Source organism: Geothermobacter hydrogeniphilus, assembly GCF_002898515.1.
Taxonomy (GTDB): domain Bacteria; phylum Desulfobacterota; class Desulfuromonadia; order Desulfuromonadales; family Geothermobacteraceae; genus Geothermobacter_A.
In genome coordinates, this window is sequence record NZ_PPFX01000050.1 from 1 (window position 1) to 13,740 (window position 13,740).

General features: G+C 59.1%; 10 protein-coding genes. All 10 read left to right on the top strand.

Translation table 11 applies throughout. The features are described 5' to 3' along the window. Positions 1 to 220: 220 nt before the first annotated feature. Positions 221 to 2,953, top strand: coding sequence for a putative metal-binding motif-containing protein (locus C2E25_RS17375; RefSeq protein WP_146032997.1), 2,733 nt, complete (start codon positions 221 to 223; stop codon positions 2,951 to 2,953). A 26-nt stretch (positions 2,954 to 2,979) separates the two neighbouring features. Continuing rightward, positions 2,980 to 3,474: a hypothetical protein gene (locus tag C2E25_RS15765; protein ID WP_103116684.1), complete on the top strand. Its 495-nt coding sequence runs from the start codon at positions 2,980 to 2,982 to the stop codon at positions 3,472 to 3,474. Continuing rightward, a complete protein-coding gene (locus C2E25_RS15770; protein WP_103116685.1) occupies positions 3,471 to 3,881 on the top strand; it encodes a hypothetical protein in 411 nt (136 codons plus the stop codon). The genes C2E25_RS15765 and C2E25_RS15770 overlap by 4 nt, the downstream gene beginning before the upstream one ends. Before the next feature lie 6 nt (positions 3,882 to 3,887). Continuing rightward, on the top strand, positions 3,888 to 4,271 hold the full coding sequence (locus C2E25_RS15775) for a hypothetical protein (RefSeq protein ID WP_103116686.1): 384 nt from the start codon (positions 3,888 to 3,890) through the stop codon (positions 4,269 to 4,271). Positions 4,272 to 4,675: 404 nt separating this feature from the next. After that, entirely contained in the window at positions 4,676 to 7,225 is a 2,550-nt protein-coding gene (locus C2E25_RS15780) for a MopE-related protein (protein ID WP_103116687.1), read from the top strand. Between the two features lie 45 nt (positions 7,226 to 7,270). After that, complete coding sequence (locus C2E25_RS15785; protein ID WP_103116688.1) at positions 7,271 to 7,666, top strand: DUF3617 domain-containing protein; 396 nt, start codon at positions 7,271 to 7,273, stop codon at positions 7,664 to 7,666. 527 nt (positions 7,667 to 8,193) lie between these two features. Beyond that, entirely contained in the window at positions 8,194 to 10,017 is a 1,824-nt protein-coding gene (locus tag C2E25_RS15790; RefSeq protein ID WP_158247293.1) for a tail fiber domain-containing protein, read from the top strand. Positions 10,018 to 10,066: 49 nt separating this feature from the next. Next, complete coding sequence (locus C2E25_RS18155) at positions 10,067 to 10,978, top strand: Kazal-type serine protease inhibitor domain-containing protein (protein ID WP_103116690.1); 912 nt, start codon at positions 10,067 to 10,069, stop codon at positions 10,976 to 10,978. 557 nt (positions 10,979 to 11,535) lie between these two features. Further along, positions 11,536 to 12,843, top strand: coding sequence for a hypothetical protein (locus C2E25_RS17935; protein ID WP_103116691.1), 1,308 nt, complete (start codon positions 11,536 to 11,538; stop codon positions 12,841 to 12,843). Next, positions 12,795 to 13,571, top strand: a complete 777-nt coding sequence (locus C2E25_RS15805; protein ID WP_103116697.1) for a putative metal-binding motif-containing protein — start codon at positions 12,795 to 12,797, stop codon at positions 13,569 to 13,571. Before C2E25_RS17935 ends, C2E25_RS15805 begins: the two co-directional genes overlap by 49 nt. Positions 13,572 to 13,740 lie beyond the last annotated feature (169 nt).

A 13,740-nucleotide genomic window follows, 5' to 3' on the forward strand; every position in this document is an offset into this window, starting at 1 on the left:
CCTGTCATTAACGACACAAAGCCCTTGCAAAAAGGGGGGAGACCATATACGGACTTGCTGGGCCGAAGCGAAAATTTGGCTGTTTGAGGTCAGATTTTAGCTCATTTGAGAGTAATAGCCGTAGCTATTGGTCGAAAAGGAGCTGAAATATGGGCCAAACAGACGAATTTGCAGTCGGTTTATGGAAAGTCCGACCGGCTGCTAGGGGAAGGATTCTGCCATGCGAGGGTTTGTCGTTGTCGGGTTGTTGTTCGTCAGTTGCTTGTTCCTTATTGATACCGTCTTCGCCGCGCCCAACCTGGTCAACTACCAGGGCGTACTGACCGACAGCAGCGGCGCGCCGGTGAGCGGGTCGGTGTCGCTCGTCTTCCGCTTGTATGACGCCGAAACCGCCGGCAGCAAGCTGTGGGAGGAGACCCAGTCGGTTCAGGTGCAAAACGGCACCTACAGCGTGCTGCTCGGCTCGGTGACGCCGCTCGCCCCGTCGCTGTTCAATGCCGATAATCGCTGGCTCGAAGTCGTGGTGGCCGGCGAGCCCCTCTCGCCCCGCCAGCGCCTGGCGAGCGCGCCTTTCGCGCTGCAGGCGCAGTCGGTCGCCGCCGGTGCCATCACCTCGGCGCAGCTCGACCCCTCGGTCGTCACCCTCGACCAGATTGCGCCCAGTTGTCCGGAAGGACAGGGACTGTTCCGCACTGCCACCGGTTGGGAGTGCAAGCCGGCGATTACGCCTTTGCCGGGGGAGGCCTTCCTGTTGCCCTGCTACACCGGCCCTTCCGGTACGGCGGGTGTTGGGATCTGCAAACCGGGCCGGCGTGAGTGGACGGGAGCCGCGCTGGGCAACTGCGCAGGAGAGATATTGCCAACGGCTCCTGGCTGCAATGGCCTGGACAATGACTGCAATGGCGCCACGGATTGTACCTGGAGCCTCCCTGTTCTGCCGACCGACAGTATCAGTCCGGCTGGGACAGTCGGTGGGCTGGGTAGTGGCCATCCTCAGGTGGCGATGGACGACAACGGCAATGCCATCATCATCTGGCTTGGATGGAGCGTGACTAATCCTCCGTGGGGGAGTTATCAGGTTTTTAAGGCGGAATACAGAGGTGGCGCCTGGAGCCTGCCATCTGGCCAGCTCGACAACCTCAGTCCGGATGGGACCGACGCCAAATACCCCCAGCTGGCGATGGACAACAACGGCAACGCCATCGTCACCTGGCAGCAAGCTGATGCTGCCACTGGCGGAGTCACCCGGATCTACAAGGCGGAATACAGAGGTGGCAGCTGGAGCCTGCCGTCAAGTCTGGCCGACAACCTCAGTCCGGGTGGGACCGACGCCCAATTTCCCCAGCTGGCGATGGATAACAGCGGCAACGCGATCATCACCTGGTGGCAAGCTGATGCGGGAGGTAGTTACCAGATCTACAAGGCGGAATACAGAGGTGGCAGCTGGAGCCTGCCATCCGCCCTGACCGACAACATCAGCCCCGATGGGCAAAATGCGGTGACCCCCCAGGTGGCGATGGATAACAGCGGCAACGCGATCATTGTCTGGCTTCAATCCGACGGAACAAATTATCAGATTTTCAAGGCGGAATACCGCAATGGCGCCTGGAGTCTGCCGTCAAGCCTGGCCGACAACCTCAGTCCAGACGGGACTGAGGCCAATGCCCCTCAGGTGGCGATGGACGACAGCGGCAACGCCATCGTTACCTGGGTACAATCGGATGGCTCCCATAGGCAGGTTTACAAGGCGGAATACCGCAATGGTAGCTGGAGCCTGCCGTCAAGCCTGGCCGACAACCTCAGTCCAGACGGGACTGAGGCCGATGCCCCTCAGGTGGCGATGGACGACAACGGCAACGCCATCATCACCTGGAGGCAAGCTGATGCGGGAGGTATTTACCAGATCTACAAGGCGGAATACAGAGGTGGCAGCTGGAGCCTGCCATCTGGCCCAGATGACAATCTGAGCCCGGACGGGGCGGCCCATGCATTCTATCCCCAAGTGGCGATGGACAACAAAGGCAACGCCATTATTGTCTGGAGTCAATCGGACGGGTCCGTTACCCAGGTTTTCAAGGCGGAATATGGCATTGGTCGCTGGTTGGTGCCGGGGGGGATGACCGACAACCTCAGTCTGGACGGGGTCGATGCCCAAGACCCTCAGGTAGCGATGGACTTCAGCGGCAACACCATCATCTCTTGGGAGGCTAAAGCTATCTACAAGGCGGAATACGGCTTTGATGCGGATTCGGATGGATACAACGTCTGGCGGGACTGCAACGATGCCAACCATGGTATTCACCCGGGCGCCATGGAAATCGGCGGCGATGGCATCGACAGCAACTGCGACGGTTTCGATTATCCCGATATGGATAGCGATGGATTTCCCGCCGATCTCGACTGTAACGATATTGACGCGACTATTTATCCCGGCGCCATTGAGCAGCCCTGCGACGGTATCGACCAGAACTGCAACGGGCTGGCCGATGATGATCCGGATGCCGATGGCGATGGGGTCTCGCTCTGCGCCGGCGATTGCAATGACGGCGACCCCACTGTTTATCCGGGAGCCACAGAGGTGACCTGTGACGGTATCGACCAGAACTGCAACGGGCCGGCCGATGATGATCCGGATGCCGATGGTGATGGGGTCTCGCTCTGCGCCGGTGACTGTGACGATACCGACCCCAACACCTTCCCGGGGCAGCCCGGATGGTTCACCACGGTCAACCTCGGCGGCAGTTTTGACTATGACTGCAACGGGGCCGAGGAGATGCAATTTCCGGACACGTCAACAGTGATGCCTTACCCCGACTGCTTCCTGACGCCCGGGTGGGATCAAACCATCCCCGCCTGCGGGATGTCGGGGAATTACATCGACAGTGCCACGCCCAACAGCGGCACGCAGAGCTGTGATACGAGCCTCGTGGTTCAGACCCAGGCCTGCCATTAACCGGAACAAGAGAGGGCACGAGGGAGATGAAAACGATACTGCGCACAATTCTGCTGACCTGTTGCCTGGCCATCCTGCCGGCCGGGACGTCCTTCGCCGCCCCCAACCTGATCAACTACCAGGGCGTGCTGACCAACAGCGGCGGGGCGCCGGTGAGCGGGTCGGTATCGCTTGTCTTCCGCTTGTATGACGCCGAAACTGCCGGCACCAAGCTGTGGGAAGAGACCCAGCCGGTTCAGGTGCAGAACGGCACCTACAGCGTGCTGCTCGACTCGGTGACGCCGCTCGCCCCCTCGCTGTTCAATGCCGATAATCGCTGGCTCCGCGCCAGCACCTCGACAGTGTCCCCTATGCCTTTCAGTCCAAGCGGGCCGACAGTGCCGACAGTGCCGACAGTGCCGACAGTGCGGACAATGCCGCCACCCTGGCTGACTTTACTACTCACATCGGTAACCCCTCGGCCCATCACTCCCGCTATACTGATACCGAAGCGGTCGCCGCGGCGACCACCGCCAACATGATCCCCGGCGCCGCCTGTACTGGGCAGGGCCAGGTGCTGCAGGGGGATGGGGCCCAGTGGGTCTGCGTCAACCTGAAGCAATTGACCCCCAGCGGAGGGCAGGCCCACGGGTTTGAACTGACCGACAGTTGGGGAGAGACCTGGGACGGGATCCCGCGCCAGGCTGCGAACTGGACAGACGCCGACGCCTCCTGCCAGGCGCTCGGCGGGCGGCTTCCGACCATGACAGAAATCTATCGCAACAACGGTGCAAGCGGCAGCGGAGATGTGACGGGGATTCTCGACACCAGCTACCTCTGGACTCTGGTCGCGAACGATACCGCCGGATCACGTATGATCGGCAGACTCTCGGACGGCACAATGAGTGCGGCTGCCGAGACGGCCGCAACAGCATATCGCTGTATCTGACCGGATGTGAACAATGGCGGCTTTTCCGGCGATGCCTGTTACGGTCCCGCCGGCAACGAGTGCCATGCCAAGGATCTCTTCTGGAATGTGGATCAGTATGATCGGCCCGCGGCAAGTTATGCCGCAGCCGCCAACGAAGGCCGCTTCTATGATGCGTCTATCCCGACCACCCGGGATTGGCAGGAATTGATTCAGGCTGGGCTGGAGAACCCGAGCAACGCCTGGCTTTGGGGCTCCGATGGCAAGTACTGGTACAATGGTGGATTTGGAAATGCCCTCGTCCGCTGGTCGGGAGTCGGTGCTGGCAGCTGGGCTCCGATCTCCTCAAGCACCTTCTCCCTTGACCGTGGATCGGGACATCGGAATTTCCGCTACGTCTACTCGAATTGAAGTAACTGACCGTCGGCACACCCGGTTAATTGCGATCGGGTGTGCTGTTCGTTTCAGGTGAAATGGAGAGAACCCTCCTGCTCGGATATTTTATAATAGCATTTTACAAAGCCGTGATCAGCATGTATTCTTGAGCTTACAGCTCATGAAAACATAAGGTTTGCCCTTTTTCTCTTGAGCTGTCCACGTTGTTGAGCGCAAGGGCATCAATCCTTCCTCCTTTCCTGCCAGAGAGATTGCCTCCCCAACTTTCAGCAGCGCCCCCCCCCTTTGAAGAGAAGACCGGACCCGGTGTCCGCGCAGTCTACATAGTATTAGAAACGCACATATCGTTTCGTGTCGGTCCTTATCGGCCATCAGCAGATGGGCCGGATGGGCATTTGCTCTCGAGGAAGGAATCTGTTATGCGGGGGGGTGTCGTTGCAGGGTTGTTGCTGGTCAGTTGGTTACTCATTTCAGGGCCGGTTCAGGCCGCCCCCAACCTGATCAACTACCAGGGCGTACTGACCGACAGCACCGGCGCGCCCATTACCAACGCCGGCCAGGCGATGACCTTCCGGCTGTATGACGCCGCCACCGGCGGCACCAAGCTGTGGGAGGAGGCGCGCACGGTTGCCGTGCAGAACGGCAGCTACAGCCTGCTGCTCGGCTCGGTGACGCCGTTTCCGGCGGGGCTGTTCCAGAACGACAACCTGTGGTTGGAGATCGTGGTTGGCGGCGAGGTGCTCGGAGCCCGTCAGCAATTGACAAGTGTCCCCTACGCGCTGCAGGCGCAGACCTTGTCCCCCGGCACCATGCCCTGCCTGCCGGATGTGTTCGTCAACTGTTACTCCGGTCCGGACGGAACACAAGGAGTCGGGCTGTGCAGGCCCGGGGTCCGCAGATGTGGTTCGGACGGGCTTTTCGCCGCCTGCCAGGGAGCGGTGCTGCCGGTCACGGAGACCTGTGACGGCCAGGACGACGACTGCAACGGGCTGGTCGACGACGCCCCCGGCTCGCCGACCTGGTATGCCGACAGCGACGGCGACGGTTTCGGCGACCCCGGCGCCGACCGCCTGGGCTGCAGCCAGCCGGCCGGGTTCGTTGCCGACAACGGCGACTGCGACGATGCCGAGGCAACCAGCTATCCCGGTGCTTTTGAGCTCTGCGACGGCAAAGACAATAACTGCGACGGAAGTATTGATGTCGGTTGCCTGGTGCCGCCAGCCTGCACCGCAAGTGAACAGACCAGTATCAATTCCGGTGTCTGCGGCGATATTAACTGTCTGCAGAGCACTCTTTCCCCCTCCTGCCTCAATGCCTACACGCTCCTGCTGTCCTGTGAACAGACCAACTGCTCGACCGGCGTAACCAGTACATGTATCCAGACCAATTGCCAGATTGAATACGATGAGGTCTTTACCGGCAGCACCCCCGAATGCGCTTTCGGTGACACCAGGGCCTGCGGTTCTGACGTAGGCGCCTGTCAGGCAGGACTGGAATCCTGCGTCGACGGTCTGTGGAGTGGAATCTGTGAAGGCTCTGTCGCCCCGACGACGGAAATCTGCGGCGACGCTATTGATAACGACTGCAACGGCGTCGTCGATGATGCCCAGACCTGGTACGCGGACAGTGACGGCGACGGGTTCGGAAACGACAGCGTCAACCTTGCCGTGTGCCAACCACCGGCCGGCTATGTGTCGGTACCAGGCGACTGCGATGATGCCAATCCGGATACTTTTCCCGGCGCCGTCGAGCTATGTGACGGGCAGGATAACAACTGTGACGGGCAGATCGATGAAGATTTCCCCGAACTCGGCACATCCTGCACCTCTGGAGTCGGCAGTTGCTCGGCAGGAGGCAGCATGGTTTGTATCCCTGACGGCAGCGGTACGGAATGCAATGCGGTCGCCGGTTCCCCAGCAACTGAAACCTGCAACGGACGCGATGACGATTGCGACGGTCTCATTGACAACGTCAGCGGGATCGGCACGATTTGCGGCGTCGGCGTCTGCAGCGGGGGAGTTATGGAATGTGGTGTCTCAGCCCTGGTCTGCTCAACCGGTCCGGGCGGCAGCAATGACCAGAGTTCAGTTGAAATCTGTGACGGCCTCGACAACGACTGCAACGGCGTGGTTGACGAAAGCGCCATCGATGCCACAACCTACTATCTGGACAATGACAATGATTCTTACGGGGTCACCGCCGTCACCCAGAGCAGTTGTTCCCCCATTCCCGGCTACGCCAGTTTCCCGGGAGACTGCAATGACGCGGCACCGGCCATCAATCCGAACGCCACCGAACTCTGCACGGACGGCATCGACAATAATTGCAACACCCTGACCGACTGTGCCGACAGCAGCTGTGCCAGTGATCCCACCTGCGAGGTCTGCGGCAATGGCGTCTGCCAAAATGGGGAGACCTGGGCAACCTGCGGCCAGGATTGCCACTTCGGCCTGGTCATCAACGAAGTTGATTACGACCAGCCGGGAGCCCCCGATACCGCGGAGTTTATTGAGATCCTCAATACCGGGATCTCGCCCATCGATCTGACCGGCTATGTCGTGGACCTGATCAATGGCCTGGACGGTTCAACCTACGCCAGTTTCACGCTGACCGATGCGGCGGCGACCCTTCCAGCCTCTTCCTACCTGGTTATCGGGTCCGCCAGTGTTGTCGCCGCCCTGCCGCCCGGGGTCGTTTCAATCACCGTTCCCGACAACTTCATCCAAAACGGCGGTCCGGACGGCATCCATCTTTCGACTCCCGGCAATACCCTCGCCGGCAAGGATTCGCTGGTCTATGGCGGCATTATTGCCGGTTACGGAGAAGGCGCACCACCCGTCATGGGTGATGATGGTGTGGCAGCCAGCGAATCCCTGAGCCGCTGTCCGGATGGTATGGATACCGATGACAACTCCGTCGACTTTCTCCTCTCGGCAGCCAGCCCGGGGGCTGTGAATGGGTGTTTATAACCCCCAGCGGAAGGCTGGATTCAGACTCAAAAGGAGGGGTATGAAATGAAACGAACTTTAATTTTCGCAGCACTCTTCTTGTTGGCAACAACAGCTTCAGCCGCCGACCCCAACCTGGCCGGCAGCCGGTGGTCGATTGAAACCACCATCATGGTGCCGGGGATGGCGCCGATGCCGGGCGGGAAGTTTGATCATTGTTTCGATGATTCGGGGGTCCCCTACCAGGAGGAGCCCGGACAGGACTGCAAGATCGTCCACCAGCAACGCTCGGGCAACAAAGTCAGCTGGGAGATCCGTTGTAAGGGGGAAGACGGCGCCTCCAGCATGAAAGGGGTGTCGACCTACCAGGGAGACAGCATGACCAGCGACGTGGAGATGATCGCCGATGGTCACACGATGAAGATGAAAATGAAAGGTAAACGGTTGGGCCCGTGCCAATAACCTGAATCAGTGAGTTCCTGTTGGATGGAGAGTGCAAGTACTTGGCCTGAATGAGATTTCCAAAAATCTGAAGCGCACCCACAGGTTCGCTGGTGATTTTTGGGAAACTCAGGCAGGTCAATGACTTGTGCTGTCCGCCGACAAGGCGCTCACTGATTCAGGAATAAGAGTGGGCCGTACGGCAAAGGAAGCAAACATAACCAATCTGGGTTTGTTTTAGGGGCGATGCTTCTGAATGACTTGCCGGCAGCGGTGTCGGCAATGATGGGAACCGTGAGAGACAGAACCAGTACGCTGGGCACCAATCCAACACAGGCGATAACCTTCGGGCTCGTCGAAACCGCCACCGGCGGCAAGTTGCGACACGTAGCTTTGCAATTCAGGCTCAGGCCTTGCGGTCAAGGACCTGAAGGCCGGAAACGAAGCGTTGCGGTTACTGGTCTGCCGGGACCACCCGACAGCACGGATTTGTCAATAAACAGAGCAGGGGACGATTTGCCAAACGTAGGCAATGGAAGGGAAAAATGATGAAAAAGCCGGTCCGGATAACGTTGAGTTTTCTGTTGGTAATCACTCTGCTGGGAACCAGCGCCTTCGCCGCGCCCAACCTGATCAACTACCAGGGAGTATTGACCGACAGTTCCGGCGCACCGATCACCAACAGCGGCCAGGCGATGACCTTTCGGCTTTTCGATGCCGCCACCGGCGGTACTCAACTGTGGGAAGAGGTGCGTACGGTTGACGTGCAGAACGGCAGCTACAACCTGTTGCTCGGCTCGGTGACACCCTTCACGACCAACCTGTTCCAGAACGACAATCTCTGGCTGGAGATTGGGGTTGCCGGTGAAGTTCTGGGTGGACGGCAACGACTCGCCAGCGTGCCCTACGCGCTGCGAGCTGACACGGCGACCACCGTCACCGGCACCGCCAGCGGCGACGGTTCCGGCCTGACCAATCTCGACTGGGCGAACCTGGCAAACGTCCCGGCCGGTTTTGCCGACAATACCGACAATATAGCGACCTCGGTGAACGGCATGACCGGGGGACTGATTACCGGCCAGACGACGGTCACCGCAACGGGTGTATCCCCTGCCGGTTCTTTCACAACCTCGGGCGCCAACCAGGCGCGCGGCATCGAAGGCAAGGCCTCCGAAAACAACAGCACCGATTCTGAGCATACGGGGGTTTTCGGCTACGGATATTGGGGCAAAAGCAGCTACGGCGTCTACGGATCTGGCGGTGGCGGAACCATCCAGAGCAACGGAGTTTTCGGCTATGCCTACCAGGGCTCGGGAAAAAACAGCGGTGTCAGGGGCCTGTCCAATGGCACCAGCGGAACCAACTATGGGCTCTATGGCGATGCCAAGTCCGGCGCCAACGGCAACTATGGCCTCTATGCGACCACCATTGGAACCGGCAGCAACGACTTCGCCGGTTACCTGGACGGCGATGCCTCGGTGGTCGGCGGCCTGACCGTCGGCTCCGGGGTAAAAGATGCCAATTCGCAGCTCCATGTTCAAACAACCAAAGAGTTTGCCGGTTATTTTTCAAACAGCAGAACCAGCAACTCTCCAAACAAGGCCTACGGCGTCTACTCATTGGTTAATGGCACCCCCATCGGGACCAATTATCATTGGGGCACCTACACTGAGTCATCAGGTGCATTCATAAACTATGGGGTCCAGGGAGTCGCCAGTGGAACTCAGAATAACTACGCCGTTTATGGTTGGGCCCATGGGGGGGTCGCCAATTATGCCGGTTTTTTTAATGGCGATGAGAGCGACGGCATCTCAATCGCAGCGGTGAAAATTGTCAGTTCCGGGCAGAACATGCTGATAGACGGCAACGAAATCGACTCGAACGTTGCCCTGCACCTCAACTATACCAGCACCCAGGATGTCGATATCGCCAATGGCGGCGGCAATGTCGGCATCGGCAGTATCGCGGATGCGACTTACAAACTTTTCGTCAACGGCGACATATTTGTCACCTCCGGCGTCAGCGTCAACGGCTGGACCCAGGCCTCTGACCGGCGCTTTAAGACCAACATCCGACCACTGCAGAATGCGCTGAAGAAAGTCTCGCAACTGCGCGGCGTCAGCTACGATTGGCGGATCGATGAATTTCCCGAGCGCGGCTTCATCGACGAACCGCAGATCGGAGTCATTGCCCAGGAGGTGGAGCCGATTGTCCCCGAACTGGTCCATACCGACGCCCAAGGGTACAAGTCGGTCGCTTACGACAAGATGTCCGCGCTGCTGATTGAAGCGGTCAAGGACCTGAAGGCCGAAAACGAAGCGTTGCGGTTACTGGTCTGCCAGGACCACCCGACAGCACGGATTTGTCAATAAAGAGGACGTTTCTTGGTGTTTTCCAAAATGGGAGAGGAAGGGGGAAACAATGATAAAGCCGGTCCGGATGACACTGATCTTTCTATTGGGTGTCTCTCTTCTCGGAACCAGTGCCTCAGCAGCGGTGCCATTGACCATCAGCTACCAGGGGGTTTTGACCGACGGAGCCGGCGCGCCAGTGACCAACGCCGGCCAGTCGATGACCTTCCGGCTGTATGACGCCGCCACCGCCGGCATCAAGCTGTGGGAGGAGGCGCGCACGGTCAATGTTCAGAACGGTACCTACAGCCTGCTGCTTGGTTCGATAACGCCGTTCCCGGCGGGGCTGTTCCAGAACGACGGCCTGTGGCTGGAGATCGTCGTCGCTGGCGAGGTCCTGGGACCGCGCCAGCGGCTGGCAAGTGCGCCGTTTGCTATCAGTGCCGGTTCGGCATCAATACTGGACTCCGCGCTTTGCAATCCGAACGAGATGCTGATCAAAACTGCCGGTGGTTGGGTCTGCAAGCCATTATTCAGGGACGGTGATTTCATTAACTGTTACACGGGACCGCCGAATACCCTCGGCATCGGAACATGTCGAAGCGGACAACGTTACTACTCCGCGAGTAGTGCTGAACTGCTGGCGGCCTGTATAAATGAAATTCTTCCGGACATGGAGGTCTGCGACGGCTTGGACAACGACTGTGATGGTGCTGTCGACAATAACTGCGTGCCCGCTGACAGTGATGGGGATGGGGTTCCGGACGCTACGGACAATTGTCCGGACACGCCCAACCCGGATCAGGCGGATAGCGACAATGACGGTATCGGTGACGCCTGTGACCCGGTGTGCAACGGTCCGACATCATGTCCCGGCACCCTGGCCCCGGTTTGCGGGGTCGATGGCAGGACTTATAACAATTCGTGCTTGGCGGCCGCAGCATGTGTCGCTGTTGCGTATACAGGGAGTTGCACACCGTAATTCTATGGCGCTTCGAGAAAAATATCCGACCGCTACAGCACGTACTGGACAACGCCTCATCGTTGCATTTCGACTGGCGCAGTGGCGAGTTCCCAGAACGCGGCACAGATTGGTGGCATCGCCAAGGAGGCCGAACAGGACTTCGGGCCTGAATCAGCCCGCAAAAAGCCTGCTGCTGAAAAGATAAAATATTGTTTTACAGATGTTTATGAGCTATTATTTACATTTAACAACCGTGGAATAGCGTCTCCCGGTAACGACGCTGGGAAAACAACAGAATCCGGAAAGCGGGGAAGGCTTTCCGGTCGGGAGATTCTCCATGGACAACTGCCACAAGTTGAGGCCCCGCAAAACGCCTCAACCACTTATGACGCTGAGAGCTGAATCTCAATCAATCCTCGCTTCCCGCCTGATGATTGAACCCGCCTTGGCTTTGCCAGGTTTAACCCTGAATCTGAGTTCCTGTTGGATCGAGGATGCAAGTGCCTGGTCTTGGGGCCTACTGATTCAGGACAATGACATGATGGGGCACATTGTGTCTGCCGGAGGAAATCACCATGTGTCGAGGTTTTGTTATCGTACTGCTGCTGGCCTGCCTGTTGCCGGTTTGCGGGACGGCCTTCGCCGCATCCAACATGATCAGCTACCAGGGGGTGCTGACCGACAGCGGTGGAGCATCCGTCAACGGGGTCGTGACCCTGGAAGCCGCCATTTTCGATGCCGCCAGCGGCGGCAACAGACTCTGGGGGGAGACCCACACTGCGGTTACCGTAACCAACGGCAGCTATCACATCCAGCTTGGCAGCGGAGTTCCGCTGTCGGGATCGCCGCCTCTGGACACGAACCTGTTTGCCCAGTCTGAACGCTGGCTGCAGATCAGCGTCAACGGGGAAGTCCTGCTTCCGCGTCAGCCGTTGAGTGGCACTCCCTTCGCCCTGCGCGCCGCGGGAGTCTGCGTCAGTGGTGACTACGTCACCTGTTACGAAGGTGATCCGGCAACCCTCAACGTCGGGCCTTGCAAGCCCGGGTTGCGTCAATGCAATCCCGCCGGCAATGGTTTTGACTCCCTCTGCGAGGGCATGGTGCTGCCGGATATCGAGGTCTGTGACGGACTGGACAACGACTGCAACGGTCTTGTCGATGATGGCGCGGCCGGTCAACAGTGCGACGATGGCGATCCTTGTACGACCGACAGCTGTTCCGGGGGTGGCTGTTCCCATCTGCCGGCCTGCGATGACGGCAACCCTCTGACCGATGACAGCTGCAATCCTGTCGACGGACAATGCAGTCATACTCCGGTGCCTGACGGGACTTTCTGCGATGATGGTGACCCTTGCACCATCGACGGTATCGTCTCTTCCGGTGTCTGTGTCAGTCAGCTGAAATCATGCGATGATGCCAACGCCTGTACGACCGACAGCTGTAATCCCGCCACCGGTCTTTGTGAGCATGCCGACAATCCGGGCTATACCGAGGCCTGCTACACCGGTCCGGCGGCGACCCGAAATGTCGGGGACTGTACCGATGGCACCCAGGCCTGTTCCGGGGGGAGTTTCAACGGCTGCATCGGTGAAGTGACGCCAACCACGGAAATCTGTGGCGGCGGAGATGAGGACTGCGACGGCCTGGTCGACGAACAGGATGCCCTGAACTGTATCAACTACTATCTCGACGCCGACGGCGACGGCTATGGTTCTTGGCAGCAAAAATGCTATTGCGCCCCGGGGATTGCCCACCAGGGGGCGATCGCTGATCAGTATACCGCGACCCAGGGGGGGACTGCGATGACGCCAACGCCGCCGTCAACCCCGGCGCCGTGGAGGTCTGCGCTACCGCCTTCGACGATAACTGCAACGCGTTTGTGAACGAAGATGGCGCTGCGGATTGTGTCAAATATTTTTATGACGCTGACGGGGATGGGTTTGGTGACAGCAACAACTGGAAATGCAAGTGCCTGCCGTCGGCTCCCTACAGCGCGCCAGCCTCCGGTGATTGTGACGACAGTCGAGACTTCATCTACCCGGGGGCCAAGGAGATCTGCAACGGCTTTGATGATAACTGCAATGGCTCGACTGACACCAATGAGGTTCCCCTCTCCACCCTCTGCCCGGCGGTCGCCAACGCTGCCAGCCAGTGCGCCGGTCTTTCCGGGTGTCAGATTGTGTCCTGCGATTCCGGCTGGTACGACCTGAACGGTGTCTACAGTGACGGTTGTGAAGTCCAGGAAGACTCCGGGGACCTGTCGGGACGGGGCGATTCCTGCAGTGACCGCATCGGGCTCGGCCTGTTGCAGATCGGCAGCAGTCTTCAGGTGCAGGGCAACATGCTGCCGGCAGGGGAGAGCGACTGGTACACGGTTTCCGAAGGGACCAGCACCACGCAGCGGGTCTTTGATATCCGCTTTTTGTCCAATCCCCTCACCGGTTACCAGATCGATGTCTATAGCACCGACTGCGCGACCCAAATTGCCGCCGGGGTAACGAGCCTGCAGCGTAGCACCCTGGGGAAAACCTATATCATCAGGGTCTTCCGTCCGGACGGCCAGGCATCGGCTGACAGCTATACACTGCAGTTCAGCTATGGAGTTTATTAACAAAATAGCAGGCATTCCGCAGAAGGGGGACATGATGAAAAAGCAGAACCAGATGACGTTGGGTTTTCTGTTGATGATCACTTTGCTGGGAACCAGTGCCTTCGCGGCGGTGCCATTGACCATCAGCTACCAGGGGGTTTTGACCGACGGAGCCGGCGCGCCGGTGACC

What these genes read in the sequence shown, in the direction of transcription:
- C2E25_RS17375 (WP_146032997.1), top strand. Translation starts at nt 221, where the DNA reads ATGCGAGGGTTTGTCGTTGTCGGGTTGTTGTTCGTCAGTTGCTTGTTC.
- C2E25_RS15765 (WP_103116684.1), top strand. Translation starts at nt 2,980, where the DNA reads ATGAAAACGATACTGCGCACAATTCTGCTGACCTGTTGCCTGGCCATC.
- C2E25_RS15770 (WP_103116685.1), top strand. Translation starts at nt 3,471, where the DNA reads ATGATCCCCGGCGCCGCCTGTACTGGGCAGGGCCAGGTGCTGCAGGGG.
- C2E25_RS15780 (WP_103116687.1), top strand. Translation starts at nt 4,676, where the DNA reads ATGCGGGGGGGTGTCGTTGCAGGGTTGTTGCTGGTCAGTTGGTTACTC.
- C2E25_RS15785 (WP_103116688.1), top strand. Translation starts at nt 7,271, where the DNA reads ATGAAACGAACTTTAATTTTCGCAGCACTCTTCTTGTTGGCAACAACA.
- C2E25_RS15790 (WP_158247293.1), top strand. Translation starts at nt 8,194, where the DNA reads ATGAAAAAGCCGGTCCGGATAACGTTGAGTTTTCTGTTGGTAATCACT.
- C2E25_RS18155 (WP_103116690.1), top strand. Translation starts at nt 10,067, where the DNA reads ATGATAAAGCCGGTCCGGATGACACTGATCTTTCTATTGGGTGTCTCT.
- C2E25_RS17935 (WP_103116691.1), top strand. Translation starts at nt 11,536, where the DNA reads ATGTGTCGAGGTTTTGTTATCGTACTGCTGCTGGCCTGCCTGTTGCCG.